This is a genomic window from Blastococcus saxobsidens (assembly GCF_010682065.1).
GTDB lineage: Bacteria > Actinomycetota > Actinomycetes > Mycobacteriales > Geodermatophilaceae > Blastococcus > Blastococcus saxobsidens_B.
This window is the reverse complement of record NZ_JAAGWG010000007.1, coordinates 1-20,410: the sequence shown is the minus strand read 5'-3', so window position 1 is coordinate 20,410 and position 20,410 is coordinate 1. Positions and strand designations below refer to the sequence as shown.

The following is a 20,410-nucleotide window of genomic DNA, read 5'->3' as shown; positions in this document are numbered from 1 at the left end:
TACGTGAGTGAAACCACCGACCTCGACGTGACCGGCGCGCCCGACGCCGCCGCCTCCGCCGAGGGAACTGCCGCTTCTGGGCCGGCGGGCCGACCCCGCCGCCGCGGCAACGGGCTGTCGGGCATGCTCCTGCCCGAGCTGCAGCGGCTGGCCGGCGAGCTGGGCATCCCCGGCACCGGCCGGATGCGCAAGAGCGACCTCGTCGCCGCCATCTCCGAGCGCCAGGTCGGCGGCCCCGACGCCGCCCCCGCGCCGCGGACGGAGACCGCGACCACCGACGGAGCCGGCACCGCGCGCGGAGTCGCGGCCACCTCCGCACCGCTGGAGGCCCCGATCTCCGGTGGCGCCAACGGCGGCCCGCTGACCGGCGAGGACACCCCGGCGCCGACCCGCACCCGCCGGGGCGCCAGCCGCCCGGCCGGCTCGCCCACCGAGCCCGCCCGGGCCGAGGCCGCCGCACCGGCCGAGGCGTCCGCGCCCACCGAGGACGCGCCCGCCGAGCCGCGCGAGGACGACCAGCGCGACGGCGAGCGCTCGCCCCGCAGCCGCGACCGGAACCGGACCCGCGGCGACCGCGACGCCGGCGCCCGGGACAACGGCGCTCGGGACAACGGCGGTCGGGACAACGGCGGTCGGGACAACGGCGACCGCGCCGAGCGGGGCGCCCGCGACGGCAACGACCGCGCCGAGCGCGGCGGCCGTGACGGCGGGAACCGGGACGGCAACCGCGACAACGCCGGTCGGGACAGCAACCGCGACGGTGGGAACCGGGACGGCAACCGCGACGGCAACCGTGACGGGGCGAACCGCGACGGCAACCGCGGTCCCGACCGCGACCGCAACGACCGGGGCGGGCGTCCGGACAACCGGAACGACAACCGGACCGACGGTGGCCGTGGTGACGGTGGCCGAGGCCCCAACCCGAACGACGAGGACGACGACGACTTCGAGGGCGGCCGCGGCCGCCGGGGTCGCCGCTACCGCGACCGCAACAAGCGCACGAGCGGCCGGGAGCGCTTCGAGCCCGGCGAGCCGACCGTCAGCGAGGACGACGTCCTGCTGCCCGTCGCCGGCATCCTCGACGTGCTCGACAACTACGCGTTCGTCCGGACGTCGGGGTACCTCACCGGCCCGAACGACGTCTACGTGTCGTTGTCGCAGGTGCGCAAGCACGGCCTGCGCCGCGGTGACGCCATCACCGGCGCCGTCCGCCAGCCGCGCGAGGGGGAGCGCAAGGACAAGTACAACGCGCTGGTGCGCCTCGACACGGTCAACGGCCTGGACCCCGAGCAGGCGCGCAACCGGCCGGAGTTCACCAAGCTGACGCCGCTCTACCCGCAGGACCGCCTGCGGCTGGAGACCGAGTCGCACCTGCTGACCACCCGGGTCATCGACCTGGTCATGCCGATCGGCAAGGGCCAGCGCGCGCTGATCGTCAGCCCGCCCAAGGCCGGCAAGACGATGGTGCTGCAGTCGATCGCCAACGCGATCACGACGAACAACCCCGAGTGCCACCTGATGGTCGTCCTCGTCGACGAGCGTCCCGAAGAGGTCACCGACATGCAGCGCTCGGTGAAGGGCGAGGTCATCGCCTCGACCTTCGACCGACCGCCGGCCGACCACACCACGGTCGCCGAGCTGTCCATCGAGCGGGCCAAGCGCCTGGTCGAGATGGGGCACGACGTCGTCGTCCTGCTGGACTCGATCACCCGCCTGGGTCGCGCCTACAACCTGGCGGCCCCCGCCAGCGGGCGCATCCTCTCCGGTGGTGTGGACTCCACGGCGCTCTACCCGCCCAAGCGCTTCCTGGGTGCTGCCCGCAACATCGAGAACGGCGGCTCGCTCACGATCATCGCCTCGGCGCTGGTCGAGACCGGCTCCACGATGGACACGGTCATCTTCGAGGAGTTCAAGGGCACGGGTAACGCGGAGATCAAGCTCGACCGCCGGCTGGCGGACAAGCGGGTCTTCCCGGCCGTCGACGTCAACGCGTCGGGAACGCGCAAGGAGGAGATCCTCATGTCGCCCGACGAGCTGGCCATCGTCATCAAGCTGCGCCGGGTGCTCGCCGCGCTCGAACCGCAGCAGGCCCTGGAACTGCTCCTGGACAAGCTGAAGAAGACCCGCAACAACGTCGAGTTCCTGATGCAGATCCAGAAGACCACCCTGGGGCCGGGCCAGGACTGACGAAGGACCCCCGTCCACCCCACCCCTCGCGAGCTCGGGGTGGGACCCTGGACGGGGGCCGTTCCAGCACCGCGCGGCCGATCTGGGAGACTGGTCGACCGAGCCCCGCTGGCGCGGCCGGAAATAGCCGTCCGGTCCCCGGCGTTCACAGCACCGAACGACACAGACTCCGCAGAAGAGGCAGCAGCCATGAAGCCCGACATCCACCCGGCCTACAACGTCACCACCGTGACCTGTGGCTGCGGCAACACGTTCACCACCCGCAGCACGAGCCCGACCGGTCAGCTGACCGTCGAGACCTGCTCCGCCTGCCACCCCTTCTACACCGGCAAGCAGCGCATCCTCGACACCGGTGGCCGCGTCGCCCGCTTCGAGAAGCGGTTCGGCAAGCGCAACACCGGCGCGTCCGCAGACGCCCAGTAGCACCCCCGACGGCGCCCGCCCCACCCTCGTGGTGGGGCGGGCGCCGTCGTCATGTCCGCACCCAACCGGGCCAAAATGGCCATTTTGGCCCTCCTGTCGGAGGTCTGCGTGAGCACGAGCACCGATCCGTCGGCGGCCGACCGGCTGGCCGGGCTGCTCGCCGAGCACGCGCGCCTGGAGCAGGAACTGGCCGACCCCGCGGTCCACACCGACCAGTCCCGCGCCCGCCGGCTGGCCCGGCGGTACGCGCAGCTGGCCCCGCTGGTGGAGACCGCCCGTGCCCTCGACCAGGCCCGCGACGACCTCAGCGCCGCCCGGGAGCTGGCCGCCGAGGACGCGTCCTTCGCCGCCGAGGCCACCGGGCTGGAGCGGCAGATCGAGGAGCTGACCGGCCGGCTGCGCGAGCAGCTGCTGCCCAAGGACCCCGACGACGACAAGGACGTGATCCTCGAGATCAAGGCGGGGGAGGGTGGCGCGGAGTCGGCGCTGTTCGCCGGCGACCTGCTGCGCATGTACCTGCGCTACGCCGAGCGGCGCGGCTGGTCCACCGAGGTCCTCGACGCCGTGGACGCCGAGCTCGGCGGCTACAAGGACGTGGCGGTGGCGATCAAGTCGCGCACCGACGAGGGCATCTGGTCGCGGCTGAAGTTCGAGGGCGGTGTGCACCGCGTGCAGCGGGTGCCGGTCACCGAGTCGCAGGGCCGCATCCACACCTCCGCCGCCGGTGTCCTCGTGCTTCCCGAGGCGGAGGAGGTCGACGTCACCGTCGACCCGAACGACCTGCGGATCGACGTGTTCCGGTCGTCGGGTCCCGGCGGGCAGAGCGTGAACACCACCGACTCCGCCGTCCGCATCACCCACCTGCCCAGCGGCATCGTGGTCAGCTCCCAGAACGAGAAGAGCCAGCTGCAGAACCGCGAGTCCGCGCTCCGGGTGCTGCGCTCCCGGCTGCTGGCCGCCGCGCGCGAGGAGGCCGCCGCGACCGCCAGCGACCAGCGGCGCAGCCAGGTGCGGACCATGGACCGCAGCGAGCGGGTGCGCACCTACAACTTCCCCGAGAACCGGATCGCCGACCACCGCGTCGGGTACAAGGCGCACAACCTCGACCAGGTCATCGACGGAGACCTCGACGCGGTCATCGACGCGCTCGCCACCGCGCACACCGCCGAGTTGCTGGCGGCCGGGTCCTGAACGTCCGCAGCCTGATCGCCGAGGGCGCGCGGCGGCTCGCCGAGGCCGGCGTCGAGTCGCCGCGGGTGGACGCCGAGCTGCTGCTCGCGCACGTGCTCGACGTCCCGCGGACCCGGCTGCTCATCCTCGACGAGCTCGACGACGGCGCATCGGCCCGCTTCGGCGCGCTGCTCGCCCAGCGCGCCGACCGCGTCCCGCTGCAGCACCTCACCGGCCGTGCCCCGTTCCGGTACCTGGAGCTGGTGGTCGGCCCCGGCGTCTTCGTGCCCCGGCCGGAGACCGAGCAGCTGGTGACCTGGGCGGTGGCGCAGCTGGCCGGCATCGCCGAGCCGGTGGTCGTCGACCTCGGCTCGGGCTCCGGGGCGATCGCGCTGTCGATCGCCCACGAGCACCCCGGCGCGCAGGTGACCGCGGTGGAGCGCGACCCCGGCGCCATCGAGTGGACCCGGCACAACGCGCGGGCCCGGGCGGCGGCGGGGGACACCCCGGTCCAGGTGATCTCCGGGGACATGACCGACCCGGCGCTGCTCCGGGAGCTCGACGGCTCCGTCGACCTCGTCGTCAGCAACCCGCCCTACGTGCCCGACGGGGCCCGGGTGCCCCGGGAGGTGGCCGACCACGACCCGCCGCTGGCGCTGTGGGGCGGTCCCGACGGTCTCGACGTCGTCCGCGGCCTCGTCGTCACCGCCGCCCGGCTGCTGCGGCCCGGCGGCGGCCTGGGCATCGAGCACGCCGACCAGCAGGGGGCGTCGTTGCCCTCGGTGGTCCGTGCCCACGGCGGCTACGCCAGGATCGAGGACCATCCCGACCTCGCCGGCCGGGCGCGGTTCACCACCGCCCACCGGACCTGACGGTCCGACGGGCGAACGCCGGCAACGGACGGCAGGAGGAGGGGCGATGCGACCACAGACCGATCTGCTCGCGAACCGGTACCGGCTCACGTCGCTGATCGCGGGCGGGGGCATGGGCCAGGTCTGGCGCGGTCACGACGCCCTGCTGGACCGGCCGGTCGCGGTCAAGGTCCTGCGTGACCAGTTCGCCGGGGACGCCACGTTCCTGACCCGGTTCCGGGCCGAGGCGCAGCACGCCGCCGTCCTGACCCACCCGCACATCGCGGCGGTGTTCGACTACGGCGAGGTCACCGGCCCCGGCGGCGTCCCGCTGGCTTACCTGGTCATGGAGTTGGTCGAGGGGGAGTCGCTCGCCGACCTCCTGGCCCGAGAGCGGCAGCTGGACCCGGCGCGGACCGTCGACATCGTGCGGCAGGCCGCCGACGGCCTGGCGGCGGCGCACGCCGCCGGCGTGGTGCACCGGGACGTCAAGCCGGCCAACGTGCTGGTGACGCCGCAGGGCGTCGTGAAGATCACCGACTTCGGGATCGCGCGCTCGGCCTCCAGCGTCGCGGTCACCGGCACCGGCCAGGTCATCGGGACGGCGCACTACTTCTCGCCCGAGCAGGCGGCCGGCGGCCAGGCGACCCCGGCCAGCGACGTGTACGCGCTCGGCGCGGTCGCCTACGAGTGCCTCGCCGGCCACCGGCCCTTCGAGGCGGAGAACCCCGTCCAGGTCGCGGTCATGCACATCCGGGACGAGCCTGCGCCCCTGCCGGCCGGCGTGCCGGACGACGTCCGGGCGCTCGTGCAGCGCGCCATGGCCAAGGAGCCGCGCGACCGGTTCCCCGACGGGGCGGCTCTCCGCGACGCCGCCGCTCGGCTGAACGCCGGCCTGCCCACCTCCCCGGCGCGGTCGGCGCGGCCGGCCGCCACGGCGGTGCTGCCGGTGCCCGCACCGGGCACCGTCCCGCTGGCCGCCCAGCCGGCTGCCCGGCCGGCGGCCACGCGCCGCCGCTGGCTGATCCCGGCCCTGGCGGCCCTCCTGGCGCTCGCCGTGGCAGTCGCCGTCCTGGCGACGGTCCTGCCGGACCGGCCGGGCACGCCCGCCACCGGGGAGGACACCGCCCCGAGCGCCCCGGCCGGCATCGAGGTGCTGGCCGAAGACCTCGTCGGCCGGCCGGTGCAGGACGTCCAGGCGGAGCTGATCGGGCGTGGTCTGCTGGTCGAACTGGTGCCCGTCGAGGTGGCCGGCGTGCCGGCCGGGCAGGTGACCGCCGTCGACCCGGCCGGCACGCTCGCCCCCGGTGACCTCGTGCGGCTGTCCTACGCGGTCCCGCCCGTCCCGGCGCCCGCTCCCGCCCCGGCCGACCCGGGCGACGCCGAGGAGGCGCAGGAGGAACAGGAGGAGCAGCGCAAGGAGGCGGAGGAGGCGCGGAAGGAGGCCGAGGAGGCGCGCAAGGAGGCCGAGGAGGCGCGGAAGAAGGAGCGCGAGGAGGAGCAGGAGGAGCGGGAGGAGGAGCAGGAGGAACGCGGCGGGGAGTGACACCCGTCGACCACCGCCCGGGCCTGCTGGGAGACTCGGCGCTCGTGGCCGACAACTACGACTGCACCGATCCCGCCGCCCGCGCCGCCGGGCTCGACGCCGCCGCGGCGGCCATCGCCCGTGCCGAGCTGGTCCTGCTGCCCACCGACACCGTGTACGGGGTCGGCGCGGACGCGTTCACCCCCGCTGCGGTGACCCGCCTCCTCGCGGCCAAGAACCGCGGCCGCGCCATGCCGGTGCCGGTCCTGATCGGCGAGGCCTCGACCCTGGCCGGGCTGGTCCTGCAGACGCCGGCGACGGCGACCAGGCTCGCCCAGGAGTTCTGGCCCGGGGGGCTCACGCTGGTCGTCGAGCACGCGCCGTCGCTGGCCTGGGACCTCGGGGACGCCGAGGGCACCGTCGCCGTCCGGCTGCCGGCCGACGACCTGACCCGCGACCTGCTCCGCCGCACCGGACCCCTCGCCGTGTCCAGCGCCAACCGGTCGGGGAGGCCGGCGGCGACCACCGCGCAGGAGGCGGAGCAGCAGCTGGGGCAGCATGCCGCGGTCGTCCTGGACGGTGGTCCCCGGACCAGCTCCGCGGCCAGCACGATCGTCGACTGCACCGGCTCGACGCCGCGGGTGCTGCGGGTCGGCGCGGTCCCGGTCGAGCGGCTGCGCGAGGTCGTGCCCGAGATCGAGGACTGAACCGCGACACCGTGCGAGGGAAGCCGGGAGGTCCGCACCGCCGTAGCGATACCGTGGTGCGACAGCACCGCCCCGACCCTTCTGGAGCGCGCCCGCGATGAGCACCCCCTACTGGGGCCCGGACTTCGACGCCCTGGCCGCCTTCGACCCCGACATCGCCGGTGTCGTCACCGACGAGCTGGACCGCCTCCGCAGCGGTCTCCAGCTGATCGCCAGCGAGAACTTCACCAGCCCCGCCGTCCTGGCCGCGCTGGGCAGCACGCTGTCGAACAAGTACGCCGAGGGCTACCCCGGCCGCCGGTACTACGGAGGGTGCGAGGTCGTCGACCGCGCCGAGGAGATCGGCATCGCCCGGGCCAAGGAGCTCTTCGGCGCCGATCACGCCAACCTCCAGCCGCACTCCGGCGCGAACGCCAACCTGGCGGTCTACGGGGCGTTCATGGAGCCGGGGGACACCTTCCTCGCCATGGCCCTGCCGCACGGCGGTCACCTGACCCACGGCGCGAAGGTGTCCTTCTCCGGCAAGTGGTTCAACGCCGTCCCGTACGGGGTGGACCGCGAGACCGAGCACATCGACTACGACCAGGTCCGCGACCTGGCGCGCGAGCACCGGCCCAAGATGATCATCTGCGGTGGCTCGGCCATCCCGCGGCTGATCGACTTCCCCGCCTTCCGCGAGATCGCCGACGAGGTCGGCGCGATCCTCATGGTCGACGCCGCGCACTTCATCGGGCTCGTCGCGGGCAAGGCGATCCCCAGCCCCGTGCCCTACGCCGACGTCGTCACCTTCACCACCCACAAGGTGCTGCGGGGGCCGCGCGGCGGCGCGATCGTCTGCAAGGCCGAGCACGCCAAGGCCATCGACAAGGCCGCCTTCCCGATGATGCAGGGCGGCCCGCTGATGCACGCCGTCGCGGCCAAGGCGGTGAACTTCAAGGAGTGCCTGCAGCCGGAGTACCAGGCCTACACGCGGCAGGTCGTCGCCAACGCGCAGGCGCTCACCGAGGGCCTCGCGGCCGAGGGGCTGCGCCCCGTCGCCGGGGGCACCGACACCCACCTCGCGCTCCTGGACCTGCAGGAGACCGGCGTGACGGGTGTCGACGCCGAGACGCGCTGCGGCGCCGCCGGGATCGTGCTCAACAAGAACGCCATCCCCTTCGACCCGCAGCCGGCCTCGGTGGCCTCGGGCATCCGGGTCGGCAGCCCCGCGGTGACCACGCAGGGCATGACCGAGTCGGACATGAAGTCCATCGCCTCGCTGATCGGCACCGCGATCCACGATGTCGACGGCAGCCGGACCGCCGAGGTCGCCGCCGGGGTCCGTGACCTGGTCGGCGCCCACCCCGCCTACCCAGAGCCCAGTCGGACCGTCTGAGCCGTGCGCGAGTACGTCGTCGTCCTCCTCACCGCGGCGCTGGTCACCTTCCTGGCCACGCCCGTGGTGCGGATGGCGGCGATCCGGCTCCGCATGATGGCCGCGCCGCGGGAGCGCGACGTGCACGTGATCCCGACGCCGCGGGGCGGCGGCGTGGCCATGTACCTCGGGGTGGTGGCGGCCACGCTGGTCGCCTCGCGGCTGCCCACGCTGCAGGGGACGTTCGACGACTCGCAGGCCTACGCGGTGCTCGTCGCCGGCGGTCTGATCTGCCTGCTGGGGGTGCTGGACGACAAGTGGGGCCTGGACGCCCTGACGAAACTCACCGGGCAGATCGCCGCGGCCGGCGTGATGGTGATCCTGGGCATCCAGCTGGCCTACGTGTTCCTGCCGGTCGCCGACATCGGCACCATCTCGCTCGGGCCGCAGATCGGCGTCCCGCTGACGATCCTGCTCACCGTCCTGGCGGTGAACGCGCTCAACTTCATCGACGGCCTTGACGGGCTGGCCGCAGGTGTCTCGGCGATCGCGGCCCTGGCCTTCTTCGCCTACAGCTACAGCCTGGGCCTGGACGGCTACGTCGAGGTGGCGAGCACACCGGCGCTCATCACGGCGGTGCTGGCCGGCGCGTGCCTGGGGTTCCTCCCGCACAACTTCAGCCCGGCCCGGATCTTCATGGGCGACTCGGGCTCGATGCTGGTCGGCCTGATGCTGTCGGCCGCCGCGGTGAGCGCGACCGGGACGGTGGACGCCCAGTCCTTCGGCTCCGCGGCGAGCCTGCTCCCGCTGACCCTGCCGCTGCTGGTGCCGATCGCGGTGCTCTTCATCCCCTTCACCGACCTGGTGCTGGCGGTGTTCCGTCGCACGCTGCGGGGGCAGTCCCCGTTCTCCCCGGACAAGATGCACCTGCACCACCGGCTGCTGTCCATCGGTCACTCGCACCGTCGGGCGGTCCTGGTCGTGTACTTCTGGGCCGCGCTGCTCTCCTTCGGCGCCGTGGGGCTGTCCATCACCGGCGGCCGGGCCGAGCTGCTCGTCGTCATCGCGGTCCTGCTGGTCGTGGGCGTCGTCGTGGTGCTGAGCCCGCGGGCGCGACGGGCGGCGCGGGAGGCCCGCGCCGCCGAGCTGGAGGCCCAGCGGCAGAAGAGCCGGGCGGACCACCCCAGCTCCCGCGTGCGGCGGCCGGAGCCGGCGACGCCGTCGGTCGACCGGGAGGTGGTCCGGTGACTCCCGCGGGTGGTCGCCCCGCCGCGGCCGGCCGGTGCCGGCCCGGCGCTGGATAGACTGGGGCGTGACTTCTGAGCCCGGGGCCGTCAAGGCCCCCGACCCCTACGGCGCGATGCTCCGCGGTGGCGCGGCGCCCTCGATCGCCGTCGCCGTCGTCGCGATCGCGGTGTTCACCCTGCTGGACGGCTCGCTGGGGTTCGCCGGCAGCGCCCTCGCCTCCGCCCTCGTCGTGTTGAGCACGGTCTCGACCATGCTCATCCTGCGGAAGATGGCAGGCCTGGACCCGCGCATCGTCTTCATGGGCGCGATGGTCAGCTACTTCTTCAAGGTCATGCTGCTCGGGGTCTTCCTCATCCTGTTCCGGAACGCCGAGTGGCTCTCGCCGATCGCCTTCGCGATCACCGCGATCGTGGTGTCCCTGGCCGGCACCATCGGGGAGATCGTCGCCTTCACGCGGGTCAAGACCTACATCTACGACGAACCGTCCTCCGAGGTCCGGTCTTGACCGACGGCACCACCGACCGGCCCGAGGGCTCGTCGCCGGTGCACCACCAGATGGTCGCGGGGCAGCACCTGCGCGAGGGGTGGGACGCCCTGGGCACCCTGCTGTCGGCGATGCTGGTCTTCGGCCTGCCGGCCTGGTGGCTCAGCGAGGCCATCGATCAGGTGTGGGTGCTGCCCGTGGCCCTGGTCCTGGGGATGGCCGCCGCGATCTTCACGATATGGGTCCGTTACAGTGACCCCGGCCCGTGAGGAGCGCGACGCCGCATGAGCGCGCGGCAGCCCTCCGGGCCGATGTACGACATGACCCGCAGCAGTTCGTGACGGAGGCTGAGTAGTGACGACCGTGGTCTCGGCCGCCGAGGAGTTCGTCCCGCCGAGCGCGCCCGATTTCTGGCAGCCGCTGGTCGGTGAGGGCGCTTTCGCGCTGACGCGGAGCATGGTCGTGATGGTCCTGGTCACCATCGGGCTCGCCGTCGTCATGATGATGGTGACGCGTCGCCTCGCGGTGGTCCCCGGGCGTGGTCAGTTCCGCCTGGAGGGCATGTACGGCCTGGTCCGGAACTCGATCGGCCGCGACATCATCGGGTCGGCGCACTTCAAGCCCTACATCCCGCTGCTGTTCACGCTCTTCACGCTCATCCTGGTGAACAACCTGATGGGCATCATCCCGCCCATCCAGTTCCCGACGATGAGCCGGATCGGCTTCCCGCTGGCCCTCGCCCTCGGGGTCTACGTCGTCTACCTGGTCGCCGGTGTCCGCCGACGCGGGATCGTGGGCTTTCTCAAGAACCTGGTGCCCAGCGGGCTGCCGTGGTGGGTCGTCCCGGTCGTGTTCGTGCTCGAGCTGGTGACGTTCCTGATCACCCGTCCGGTCACCCTCACGCTGCGACTCTTCGGCAACATGTTCGCCGGCCACATCCTGCTGCTGCTGTTCGCGCTGGGTGGCGAGTACTTCCTGCTGCACGGCGGCGGCCTGCTCACGGTGATCTCGATCCCGGCCTTCCTGATGTTCTTCCTGTTCTCCGCGTTCGAGATCCTGATCTCGTTCCTGCAGGCCTACGTCTTCATCCTGTTGGCTTCCATCTACATCGCCGAGGTCTACGCGGACGACCACTGACGTCCGCAGGGCCTGCCCTGAACTGCACCACCGATGTGTGCGCCGCCCGGCCGCACTGACCGACCGAGAGGAACGGAAACACCCATGCTGGAAGGCAATCTCGCGATCATCGGCTACGGCCTGTCGGCCATCGGCCCGGGTGTGGGCATCGGTCTGATCTTCGCCGCCTACGTGAGTGGCGTGGCCCGTCAGCCCGAGGTCCGCGGCGTGCTGCAGACCATCGCCATCCTGGGCTTCGTGCTCTGTGAGCAGCTGGCCATCTTCGGCATCGCCCTGGCCTTCGTCTTCAGCTGAGCGAGGACCGGGAAGGAGTACATCTGATGGCGATCGACAACGCGGCCGGCGTCCTCGCAGCCGCCGAGAGTGGCGAGGGTGGCTTCTGGGAGTCGACCTACCCGGTCATCCCGCACCCGGGTGAGCTGATCGTCGGCATCATCTCCTTCGCTGCCCTCTACTTCATCTACAAGAAGTACGTGGTGCCCCGCCTGGAGACCATGCTGGCGGAGCGGCAGAAGACCATCGAGGGCGGCATCGAGCGCGCCGAGGCCATGCAGGCCGAGGCGAAGGCCGCGCTGGAGCAGTACCGCGCGCAGCTGGCCGAGGCCCGCAACGAGGCCGCGCAGATTCGTGACCAGGCCCGCGCCGAGGGTCAGCAGATCCTCGAGGAGATGCGGGCCCAGGCGCGGGAGGAGTCGGAGCGGATCGTCGCCCGCGGTGCGGAGCAGATCGCTGCCTCCCGCCAGCAGGTGATCAACGAGCTGCGCGGCTCGATCGGTGCGCTCGCCGTCGACCTGGCCGGCCGCGTGGTCGGCGAGTCGCTCGCCGACGACGCCCGCCGCACGGGCACGGTCGACCGGTTCCTGGACGAGCTCGACGGGATGTCCGGCTCCGGCGCCGTGGCCGTTCCGGAGGGCACGCGCTGATGGAGGCCTCCAGCCGGCTTGCCCTCGTGGCGGCCCGGGAGCGGCTCGACGAGCTGACCCGTGGCCCCGCGGGGATCGTGGAGAAGGCGCGGGACCGCCTGACCGGTCAGGCGCGGGCGACCACGGCCGATGAGCTGCTGGCGCTGGCCGACGAGCTCTTCGCCGTGGGGCGGCTGCTCGACGGGCAGCCGTCGCTGCGCCGGGCGCTGTCGGATCCGGCCGGCAAGCCGGAGGAGCGCGCGGCCCTGGCCCAGCGTCTCTTCGGCTCCCGCCTGCAGCCGGTGACCCTCGACGTCGTCGAGGTCACCGTCCGGCAGCGGTGGTCGCGTCCGCTGGACCTGGTCGAGGCGGCCACGACGCTGGCCACCGAGACCGCGCTGGACGCGGCCGACGCCCGGGGCGAGCTGGACGACGTGGAGGACGAGCTCTTCCGCTTCGGCCGGATCGTCGCCAACGACCAGCAGCTGTCGCGGATCCTCAGCGACCGCTCCGGGTCGGCGGAGGGCAAGGCGCAGCTGCTGGACCGGCTGCTGTCGGGCCGGGTCAGCCCGGTCACCGAGCAGCTACTCCGGAACGTCCTGACCGGTTCGCACGTCGGTACGGCGGGTGTCGCGATCGAGCGGCTGTCCGACGTCGCCAGCCGGCGGCGCGGGCAGTCGGTGGCCCGCGTGACCACGGCCGCACCGCTCACGCCTGCGCAGGAGCAGCGGCTGGCCGGCGTGCTGGCCCAGATCTACGGACGGACCATCGGACTGCAGATCACCGTGGACCCCACGGTGCTCGGCGGACTCCTGGTCCAGGTGGGCGACGAGGTCATCGACGGAACGATCGCCCATCGGCTGGAAGCTGCCCGTCGGCAGCTGGCCGGCTGACCGCCCACCCACCACAGACACGACCCGCAGGGAAGAGGACTTCGAGCCATGGCCGAGTTGACGATCTCCGCAGACGAGATCCGCAGTGCCATCCAGAACTACGTCACCGAGTACTCGCCGGACATCTCGCGCGAAGAGGTCGGAACCGTCACCGAGGCCGGCGACGGCATCGCCCGCGTCGAGGGCCTGCCCTCGGTCATGACCAACGAGCTGCTCGAGTTCGAGAGCGGCGTGCGTGGACTGGCGCTGAACCTCGACGTCCGCGAGGTCGGCGTCGTCATCCTGGGTGACTTCGCCGGGATCGAGGAGGGCCAGCAGGTCCGCCGCACCGGTGAGGTCCTCTCGGTCGCCGTCGGCGACGGCTACCTCGGCCGCGTCGTGGACCCGCTGGGCAACCCGATCGACGGTGGTGGCCCCATCGCCACCACCGGCCGTCGCGCCCTCGAGCTCCAGGCCCCCAACGTGATGCAGCGCCAGTCGGTGCACGAGCCGATGCAGACCGGCATCAAGGCCATCGACGCCATGACGCCGATCGGCCGCGGGCAGCGCCAGCTCGTGATCGGTGACCGGCAGACCGGCAAGACCGCCATCGTCACCGACACGATCATCAACCAGAAGGAAGCCTGGGCGACCGGCGACCCGGAGCAGCAGGTCCGCTGCATCTACGTCGCCGTCGGCCAGAAGGGCTCCACGATCGCGGCGATCCGTGCCTCGCTCGAAGAGGCCGGTGCGATGGAGTACACGACGATCGTCGCGGCGCCCGCGTCCGAGGCCGCCGGCTTCAAGTACATCGCTCCGTACACCGGCTCGGCCATCGGCCAGCACTGGATGTACGAGGGCAAGCACGTCCTGATCGTGTTCGACGACCTGTCCAAGCAGGCCGAGGCCTACCGCGCGGTGTCGCTGCTGCTGCGCCGCCCGCCGGGCCGCGAGGCCTACCCGGGCGACGTCTTCTACTTGCACTCCCGCCTGCTGGAGCGCTGCGCGAAGCTGTCCGACGAGCTCGGCGCCGGCTCGATGACCGGCCTGCCGCTCGTCGAGACCAAGGGCAACGACGTCTCGGCTTACATCCCGACCAACGTCATCTCGATCACCGACGGCCAGATCTTCCTCGAGACGGGTCTGTTCAACTCCGGTGTCCGCCCCGCCATCAACGTGGGCATCTCGGTGTCCCGCGTCGGCGGCTCGGCGCAGATCAAGGCGATGAAGTCCGTGGCCGGCCGGCTGCGCCTGGACCTGGCGCAGTACCGCGAGCTCGAGGCGTTCTCCTCGTTCTCCTCCGACCTCGACGCCTCCAGCCGCGCCACCCTGGACCGCGGTCAGCGCCTGGTCGAGCTGCTCAAGCAGGGGCAGTACTCGCCGTTCCCGGTCGAGCGCGAGGTCGTCTCGCTCTGGCTGGGCACCACCGGCAAGCTCGACGTCGTGCCGGTGCCCGACGTCCGGCGCTTCGAGTCGGAGTTCCTGGAGTACATCGGCCGTGGCGACAACGGCATCTTCGACACCATCCGGACGTCGAAGAAGCTCGAGGACGACACGGTGGCCAGCCTCGAGCGCGCGGTGGAGACGTTCTACGGCCAGTTCACGACCTCCGAGGGCGAGTCGCTCCGGGTCAACGAGCCCGAGGCCGAGGCCATGGACGCGTCCGAGCGTGGCCAGGAGCGCGTCCAGGTCAAGCGGGGCAGCTGACCCATGGCCGGCTCACTCCGCGCGCTGCGGCGCCGCATCCGCTCCACGCAGTCGACGAAGAAGATCTTCTCGGCCCAGGAGCTGATCGCCGGTGCCCGCATCGTGCGCGCCCAGGCACGGGTGGAGGCGTCCAAGCCCTACGCCCGGGAGATCACGCGGGTGCTGTCCGCGCTGGCCTCGTCCGCGTCGCTCGACCACCCGTTGCTGACCGAGCGGGAGACCCCGCGCCGGGCGGCCGTGCTGGTGATCACCTCCGACCGCGGATTCGCCGGCTCGTACAACGTCAACGTGCTCCGGCGGACCGAGGAGCTGCTCTCCCTGCTCCGGCAGGAGGGCAAGGATCCGGTCCTGTACGTGGTCGGCCGCAAGGGGGAGACGTACTACTCCTTCCGTGACCGCCCCATGGCTGCCACCTTCACCGGGTTCTCCGAGATGCCCGACTACGCCGACGCGCAGGAGGTGGGTCGGGCCCTCATCGACGTCTTCACCGCTGGTGCGGACGACGACGAGACCGGTGGTGCCGGCGACGACGGCATCCTCGGTGTGGACGAGCTGCACATCGTCTTCACGGAGTTCCGCTCCCTGCTCTCGCAGGTCCCGGTCGCCAAGCGGATGGCTCCGCTGGAGGTCGAGGAGGTCGAGGAGTTCGACTACGAGCGGGAGGACCGGGAGGCCGGCCGCACCGACGACTCCGGTGTGCCGACCCTGTACGAGTTCGAGCCCTCGGCCGAGGGACTGCTCGACGCGCTGCTGCCGAAGTACATCACCACGCGCATCTACGCGGCGATGCTCGAGGCGGCGGCCTCCGAGTCGGCCTCGCGCCGGCGTGCGATGAAGTCGGCGTCGGACAACGCCGAGGAGCTGGCGAAGAACCTGTCCCGGCAGGCCAACCAGGCTCGCCAGGCGGAGATCACCCAGGAGATCAGCGAGATCGTCGGCGGTGCCGACGCACTGGTCTCGGCCGGCTCGAACGACTGACCTTCACCGAACAGCTGAACCACCGAGCCCCAGGGCAGGAGAGCAGTACAGATGACCGTCACCGAGGACCGTCCGACCACCCAGCAGACGCAGGCCACCGGCCGCGTCGTGCGGGTCACCGGGCCGGTCGTCGACGTCGAGTTCCCCCGCGACGCGATGCCCGACCTTTTCAACGCCCTGAAGGTCGAGGTGACGCTGGCCGACCTCGGCAAGACGCTGTCCCTCGAGGTCGCCCAGCACCTGGGTGAGAACGTCGTCCGCACCATCTCGATGGCACCGACCGACGGCCTGGTCCGCGGCGCCGAGGTCACCGACACCGGCAACCCGATCATGGTGCCGGTCGGCGACGCCGTCACCGGACACGTCTGGAACACCCTGGGCGAGTGCCTGGACACCCCCGGGTACGGCGACGACGCCCCGCGCTGGTCGATCCACCGGCGCGCGCCGCGGTTCGACCAGCTCGAGGGCCGCACCGAGCTGCTCGAGACCGGCATCAAGGTCATCGACCTGCTCACCCCCTACGTGGCCGGCGGGAAGATCGGCCTCTTCGGCGGTGCCGGCGTGGGCAAGACCGTGCTCATCCAGGAGATGATCCGCCGGGTCGCGCAGGAGTTCGGTGGTGTGTCGGTGTTCGCCGGCGTCGGCGAGCGCACCCGTGAGGGCAACGACCTCATCACGGAGATGACCGAGTCGGGCGTCATCGACTCGACCGCGCTGGTCTTCGGCCAGATGGACGAGCCGCCGGGCACGCGTCTGCGCGTGGCCCTCTCGGCGCTCACCATGGCGGAGTACTTCCGGGACGAGAAGAACCAGGACGTCCTGCTCTTCATCGACAACATCTTCCGGTTCACCCAGGCCGGTTCCGAGGTGTCGACCCTGCTGGGTCGCATGCCCTCGGCCGTGGGTTACCAGCCGACGCTGGCCGACGAGATGGGTCTGCTGCAGGAGCGGATCACCTCGACGCGTGGTCACTCGATCACCTCGCTGCAGGCGATCTACGTGCCCGCCGACGACATCACCGACCCGGCGCCGCACACCACGTTCGCCCACCTCGACGCGACGACGGTGCTCTCCCGGCCGATCTCGGAGAAGGGCATCTACCCGGCCGTCGACCCGCTGGACTCCACCAGCCGGATCCTCGACCCGCAGTACGTCGGGCAGGAGCACTACGACGTCGCCCGCGAGGTCCAGCGGATCCTGCAGCGCTACCAGGAGCTGCAGGACATCATCGCGATCCTCGGCATCGACGAGCTCGGCGAGGAGGACAAGGTCACGGTCAACCGGGCCCGGCGCATCGAGCGCTTCCTCTCGCAGAACATGTTCGTGGCCGAGGCCTTCACCGGTCAGCCGGGTTCGTTCGTGCCGCTGTCGGAGACCCTCGAGTCCTTCAAGGCGCTCACCGAGGGCACCTACGACCACGTGCCGGAGCAGGCGTTCTTCATGTGCGGTGGTCTCGAGGACCTCGAGAAGAACGCCGCCAAGCTGAAGAAGGCCTGACCTTCCAGCAGTCGTCGACGGCCGGGTCCCCTCTCGAGGGGCCCGGCCGTCGGCGTCCCCCGGCAGGGGCGCGCTCGCCACGTCACCGGATCGGGTGATTTCGCGGCCCGGATCCTCCGCCGGGACGGCCGGACTGCCGACCATTCCCGCAGGTGCGCCCGAGCGACGGGCGGCAGGGCGAGGGGCGACGTGGAGCAGGACAGCGCGGTGCTGCGCTTCCCCGACGGGGAGCCGGGCGACTGGACGTGGCCCCCGTACGCGCCGGTCGAGGCCCCGGAGTGGAGCTTCGACACCGACCGCTGGGCCCCGCCGACCTGTGTCCGCCATCCCTGGGTCCGCGTCGGGCGCTGGACGTTGCTGTACCGCCGCGCTGCCTGACAGAGGACCGCTCCTCCCCACCCCGCGCGAGCTCGGGGCGGTGCCCGGGAGGGGGCCGTGTCGGCGCGCCGCTACAGTGACACCAACCGATCGTTCAACCGAGGAGTGTCGTGGCGACCCTGCAGGTCGAGTTGGTGGCCGTCGAGCGCAAGATCTGGTCGGGTGAGGCCACGACCGTGGTCGCCCGCACCACGGAGGGCGAGCTCGGCATCCTGCCCGGTCACGCCCCGCTGCTGGGTCAGCTCGCCGACGGCGGAGTCGTGACCATCCGCACCGACTCCGGTGAGGACCTGGTCGTCGCCGCCCACGGCGGGTTCCTGTCGGTGAGCGAGTCCGGGGTGTCCATCCTGGCCGAGACCGCCGAGATCTCCTCCGAGATCGACGTCGAGCGCGCCCGCGAGGCGCTGCGCCGCGCCGAGGGCGAGGACGACAGCCCCGAGGCGCAGGCGGCCGTCCGCCGGGCGCAGTCCCGGCTCAGGGCTGCCGGCGAGAACGTCTGACCCGCGCCTGACCCGGGCTCCAGCGGTATGACCACGGTCCTGCTGGTCCTGGCCGGCGTCCTGCTGCTGCTGGTCGTGGTGGTCTTCCTGCTGCGCCGTCGGTTCCTGCTGTTCGGCCTCGGGGCGGTCACCATGTGGCTCCGCCCGGAGGGCTCGCCGCGATGGTCGGTGGGCGTCGCCTGGTACGGCGGCGACGCGCTGCTCTGGTACCGGGCCCTGTCGTTGTCCGTGCGGCCGCAGCACCGGCTCAGCCGCGCGGAGTTCCGCGTCCTGAATCGTCGACCGGCCGGCCGGGACGACCTGGCGCTGCCCCCGGACGTGGTCGTCCTGGCGTGCAGCACCGCCGAGGGGCCCCGCGAGCTGGCGATGGAGCCCTCGACCGAGACCGGTCTGCTGTCCTGGCTGGAGTCGGCGCCGCCCGGTACGTGAGCCGTCCGCGGGCGGCGCCAACCGGTCACTCCGTGCCGGCGGCCGCCTCGCGCTGCTTGTGCGCGCCGCTGTGCGCGCCGGGCTCCCAGAGGATGTCGCCGTCGGGGTTGGCCACCCGGGCCAGGATGAACACCAGGTCCGAGAGCCGGTTGAGGTAGCGGGCCGTCTCGGCGTTCGTCCGCTCGGCGTCGTCCTCGAGCAGGGCCCAGACGCTCCGCTCGGCCCGCCGGACCAGGACCCGCACCTGGTGCAGCAGCGCGGCCAGCGGAGTGCCGCCGGGCAGGATGAAGCTGTTGAGCTTCGGCAGCGTCTCGTTGTAGCTGTCGCAGGCCGCCTCGAGGCGCTCGGTGTACTCGGCGGTGATCCGCAGCGGCGGGTAGGCCGGGGACTCCACGATCGGCGTGCACAGGTCGGCACCGACGTCGAACAGGTCGTTCTGGATGCTGCGCAGGAGCTCGGCGACCGCGGGATCGGCGGCGCCCAGGGCGAGGGCCACGCCGATCGCGCTGTTGGCCTCGTCGACGTCGGCGAAGGCGATCAGCCGCGGGTCGGTCTTCGACACCCGGCTCATGTCGCCCAGGTGCGTCTGCCCGGCGTCGCCGGTCTTCGTGTAGATGCGCGTCAGCCGGACCGTCATGGCCGCAGCCTAGGCGGCGCGCTCCGTGCGGTGCCGGGGGTGTCGCGGGCTGGGTGCGTAGGGTGGGCCGGTGGATTGCTTCGAGGTGACCGGCGGGGCCAGGCTCGAGGGCCGGGTACGGGTCACCGGCGCCAAGAACAGCGCCCTCAAGCTCATGGCGGCGGCGTTGCTGGCCCCCGGCCGGTCGACGATCCACGAGGTCCCCGACATCCTCGACGTCACGATCATGAGCGAGGTGCTGCGCCGGCTGGGCTGCGGCGTCGCCTACGAGCTCACCCTGGGCAGCGGCGGCGGTGGGCGGCTCACCATCGACGTGCCGGACAAGCCCTCGACCGAGACCGACTACGACCTCGTGCGCCGCATGCGCGCCTCGATCAGCGTGCTCGGCCCGCTGGTGGCCCGGTGCGGCAGCGCCCGGGTGGCGCTGCCCGGCGGCGACGCCATCGGCTCACGCGGGCTGGACATGCACATCTCCGGCCTGGAGCGGCTGGGCGCCACGATCGTCAGCGAGCACGGCTTCCTCATCGCCACCGCACCGCGGCTCACCGGCACCTCGATCTGGCTGGACTTCCCGTCGGTCGGCGCCACGGAGAACCTGGTCATGGCCGCCGTCCTCGCGCAGGGGTCGACGGTCGTCGACAACGCCGCCCGCGAACCGGAGATCGTCGACCTCTGCCGCATGCTCGGGGCCATGGGGGCCCGCATCGAGGGGGCGGGCACGTCCACGATCACCGTCGAGGGCGTCGAGTCGCTCTCGCCGGTCGAGTACACGACCGTCCCGGACCGGATCGTGACCGGCACCTGGGCCATCGGCGCGGTCATGACCCGCGGCGACGTCGTCATCGAGCGCGGGGTGGCCGAGCACCTCACCGTCGCCCTGGACAAGCTCACCGACGCCGGGGCGACCGTCGAGGCGCTGCCCGACGGCATCCGGGTGGCGATGGACGGGCGCCCGCGCTGCGTCGACGTCGTCACGCTGCCCTTCCCGGGCTTCCCGACCGACCTCCAGCCCATGGCGGTGGCGCTGGCCGCGGTGTCCACCGGCACGGCCCTCATCACCGAGAACGTCTTCGAGGGCCGGTTCATGTTCGTCAACGAGCTGGTGCGGCTGGGGGCCGACGTCCGCATCGACGGCCACCACGCCGTCATCCGTGGTCGTGAGCGGTTCTCCAGCGCGCCGGTGCTCGCCACCGACATCCGTGCCGGGGCGGGGCTGGTGCTCGCCGGGCTGTGCTCCGACGGCGTCACCGAGGTGCAGGACGTGCACCACGTCGACCGGGGCTACCCCGACTTCGTCGACCAGCTGCGCGGCCTGGGTGCCGACGTGCGCCGGACCCAGCGGCCCGACTAGCTGTACTGACCACGGACGTTGGTGACGGCGGACGGCGTGGGTCGATGACATGAGGAAGACCTCCGAGTGAGGT

22 protein-coding genes are annotated in these 20,410 nt (G+C 72.2%); 21 read left to right on the top strand and 1 reads right to left on the bottom strand.

Features of this window, described 5'->3' with window-relative positions; translation table 11 throughout:
• Positions 1-3 precede the first annotated feature (3 nt).
• From rho to GCU60_RS05330, 20 genes are all read left to right on the top strand, one after another.
• Positions 4-2,187, top strand: a complete 2,184-nt coding sequence (gene rho / locus GCU60_RS05425) for a transcription termination factor Rho (RefSeq protein ID WP_163202989.1) — start codon at positions 4-6, stop codon at positions 2,185-2,187.
• A 189-nt stretch (positions 2,188-2,376) separates the two neighbouring features.
• Complete coding sequence (rpmE, locus tag GCU60_RS05420) at positions 2,377-2,610, top strand: 50S ribosomal protein L31 (RefSeq protein WP_163202987.1); 234 nt, start codon at positions 2,377-2,379, stop codon at positions 2,608-2,610.
• 108 nt (positions 2,611-2,718) lie between these two features.
• On the top strand, positions 2,719-3,801 hold the full coding sequence (prfA, locus tag GCU60_RS05415; protein WP_345770409.1) for a peptide chain release factor 1: 1,083 nt from the start codon (positions 2,719-2,721) through the stop codon (positions 3,799-3,801).
• Complete coding sequence (gene prmC / locus GCU60_RS05410; protein WP_163203316.1) at positions 3,798-4,652, top strand: peptide chain release factor N(5)-glutamine methyltransferase; 855 nt, start codon at positions 3,798-3,800, stop codon at positions 4,650-4,652. The genes prfA and prmC overlap by 4 nt, the downstream gene beginning before the upstream one ends.
• A 46-nt stretch (positions 4,653-4,698) precedes the next feature.
• Positions 4,699-6,177: a Stk1 family PASTA domain-containing Ser/Thr kinase gene (locus tag GCU60_RS05405; RefSeq protein ID WP_163202985.1), complete on the top strand. Its 1,479-nt coding sequence runs from the start codon at positions 4,699-4,701 to the stop codon at positions 6,175-6,177.
• The gene (locus GCU60_RS05400; protein ID WP_345770408.1) at positions 6,174-6,863 is read left to right on the top strand and encodes an L-threonylcarbamoyladenylate synthase; all 690 of its coding nucleotides are present in this window, start codon (positions 6,174-6,176) and stop codon (positions 6,861-6,863) included. The genes GCU60_RS05405 and GCU60_RS05400 overlap by 4 nt, the downstream gene beginning before the upstream one ends.
• 97 nt (positions 6,864-6,960) lie before the next feature.
• On the top strand, positions 6,961-8,238 hold the full coding sequence (gene glyA, locus GCU60_RS05395; protein ID WP_163202983.1) for a serine hydroxymethyltransferase: 1,278 nt from the start codon (positions 6,961-6,963) through the stop codon (positions 8,236-8,238).
• Positions 8,239-8,241: 3 nt separating this feature from the next.
• A complete protein-coding gene (locus tag GCU60_RS05390; RefSeq protein WP_163202981.1) occupies positions 8,242-9,465 on the top strand; it encodes an MraY family glycosyltransferase in 1,224 nt (407 codons plus the stop codon).
• A 64-nt stretch (positions 9,466-9,529) separates the two neighbouring features.
• Complete coding sequence (locus tag GCU60_RS05385) at positions 9,530-9,970, top strand: hypothetical protein (RefSeq protein ID WP_163202979.1); 441 nt, start codon at positions 9,530-9,532, stop codon at positions 9,968-9,970.
• Entirely contained in the window at positions 9,967-10,218 is a 252-nt protein-coding gene (locus GCU60_RS05380; RefSeq protein ID WP_163202977.1) for a hypothetical protein, read from the top strand. Before GCU60_RS05385 ends, GCU60_RS05380 begins: the two co-directional genes overlap by 4 nt.
• Before the next feature lie 85 nt (positions 10,219-10,303).
• Positions 10,304-11,086 carry a F0F1 ATP synthase subunit A gene (atpB, locus tag GCU60_RS05375; RefSeq protein ID WP_204261497.1) on the top strand — a complete coding sequence of 261 codons (783 nt, stop codon included), beginning with the start codon at positions 10,304-10,306 and terminating at the stop codon, positions 11,084-11,086.
• 84 nt (positions 11,087-11,170) lie between these two features.
• The gene (locus GCU60_RS05370) at positions 11,171-11,380 is read left to right on the top strand and encodes an ATP synthase F0 subunit C (RefSeq protein ID WP_204261496.1); all 210 of its coding nucleotides are present in this window, start codon (positions 11,171-11,173) and stop codon (positions 11,378-11,380) included.
• Between the two features lie 26 nt (positions 11,381-11,406).
• A complete protein-coding gene (locus GCU60_RS05365; RefSeq protein ID WP_163202975.1) occupies positions 11,407-12,009 on the top strand; it encodes a F0F1 ATP synthase subunit B in 603 nt (200 codons plus the stop codon).
• On the top strand, positions 12,009-12,881 hold the full coding sequence (locus GCU60_RS05360; RefSeq protein WP_163202973.1) for a F0F1 ATP synthase subunit delta: 873 nt from the start codon (positions 12,009-12,011) through the stop codon (positions 12,879-12,881). Before GCU60_RS05365 ends, GCU60_RS05360 begins: the two co-directional genes overlap by 1 nt.
• A 48-nt stretch (positions 12,882-12,929) precedes the next feature.
• Positions 12,930-14,567 carry a F0F1 ATP synthase subunit alpha gene (atpA, locus tag GCU60_RS05355; RefSeq protein WP_163202971.1) on the top strand — a complete coding sequence of 546 codons (1,638 nt, stop codon included), beginning with the start codon at positions 12,930-12,932 and terminating at the stop codon, positions 14,565-14,567.
• A gap of 3 nt (positions 14,568-14,570) precedes the next feature.
• Entirely contained in the window at positions 14,571-15,545 is a 975-nt protein-coding gene (locus tag GCU60_RS05350; RefSeq protein ID WP_163202969.1) for a F0F1 ATP synthase subunit gamma, read from the top strand.
• 51 nt (positions 15,546-15,596) lie between these two features.
• Positions 15,597-17,042: a F0F1 ATP synthase subunit beta gene (gene atpD / locus GCU60_RS05345; RefSeq protein WP_163202967.1), complete on the top strand. Its 1,446-nt coding sequence runs from the start codon at positions 15,597-15,599 to the stop codon at positions 17,040-17,042.
• 189 nt (positions 17,043-17,231) lie between these two features.
• Positions 17,232-17,420 (top strand): hypothetical protein, encoded by a 189-nt coding sequence (locus tag GCU60_RS05340; protein ID WP_163202965.1) that lies wholly within the window; start codon positions 17,232-17,234, stop codon positions 17,418-17,420.
• A gap of 110 nt (positions 17,421-17,530) precedes the next feature.
• Positions 17,531-17,920 (top strand): F0F1 ATP synthase subunit epsilon, encoded by a 390-nt coding sequence (locus tag GCU60_RS05335; RefSeq protein ID WP_163202964.1) that lies wholly within the window; start codon positions 17,531-17,533, stop codon positions 17,918-17,920.
• Between the two features lie 27 nt (positions 17,921-17,947).
• Complete coding sequence (locus GCU60_RS05330) at positions 17,948-18,349, top strand: DUF2550 domain-containing protein (protein WP_163202962.1); 402 nt, start codon at positions 17,948-17,950, stop codon at positions 18,347-18,349.
• 25 nt (positions 18,350-18,374) lie between these two features.
• Here the strand turns inward: GCU60_RS05330 and GCU60_RS05325 are convergent, their stop codons facing one another.
• Positions 18,375-18,986 (bottom strand): cob(I)yrinic acid a,c-diamide adenosyltransferase, encoded by a 612-nt coding sequence (locus tag GCU60_RS05325; protein WP_163202960.1) that lies wholly within the window; start codon positions 18,984-18,986, stop codon positions 18,375-18,377.
• A 70-nt stretch (positions 18,987-19,056) separates the two neighbouring features.
• Between GCU60_RS05325 and murA the strand changes: the two genes are divergently transcribed.
• Positions 19,057-20,337 carry a UDP-N-acetylglucosamine 1-carboxyvinyltransferase gene (gene murA, locus GCU60_RS05320; RefSeq protein WP_163202958.1) on the top strand — a complete coding sequence of 427 codons (1,281 nt, stop codon included), beginning with the start codon at positions 19,057-19,059 and terminating at the stop codon, positions 20,335-20,337.
• Positions 20,338-20,410: the final 73 nt, after the last annotated feature.

Coding starts and splice junctions, on each gene's coding strand:
- GCU60_RS05325 (WP_163202960.1), bottom strand. CDS start 18,986: ATGACGGTCCGGCTGACGCGCATCTACACGAAGACCGGCGACGCCGGG.
- GCU60_RS05330 (WP_163202962.1), top strand. CDS start 17,948: ATGACCACGGTCCTGCTGGTCCTGGCCGGCGTCCTGCTGCTGCTGGTC.
- atpD (WP_163202967.1), top strand. CDS start 15,597: ATGACCGTCACCGAGGACCGTCCGACCACCCAGCAGACGCAGGCCACC.
- atpA (WP_163202971.1), top strand. CDS start 12,930: ATGGCCGAGTTGACGATCTCCGCAGACGAGATCCGCAGTGCCATCCAG.
- GCU60_RS05360 (WP_163202973.1), top strand. CDS start 12,009: ATGGAGGCCTCCAGCCGGCTTGCCCTCGTGGCGGCCCGGGAGCGGCTC.
- GCU60_RS05365 (WP_163202975.1), top strand. CDS start 11,407: ATGGCGATCGACAACGCGGCCGGCGTCCTCGCAGCCGCCGAGAGTGGC.
- GCU60_RS05405 (WP_163202985.1), top strand. CDS start 4,699: ATGCGACCACAGACCGATCTGCTCGCGAACCGGTACCGGCTCACGTCG.
- rpmE (WP_163202987.1), top strand. CDS start 2,377: ATGAAGCCCGACATCCACCCGGCCTACAACGTCACCACCGTGACCTGT.
- GCU60_RS05350 (WP_163202969.1), top strand. CDS start 14,571: ATGGCCGGCTCACTCCGCGCGCTGCGGCGCCGCATCCGCTCCACGCAG.
- GCU60_RS05370 (WP_204261496.1), top strand. CDS start 11,171: ATGCTGGAAGGCAATCTCGCGATCATCGGCTACGGCCTGTCGGCCATC.
- glyA (WP_163202983.1), top strand. CDS start 6,961: ATGAGCACCCCCTACTGGGGCCCGGACTTCGACGCCCTGGCCGCCTTC.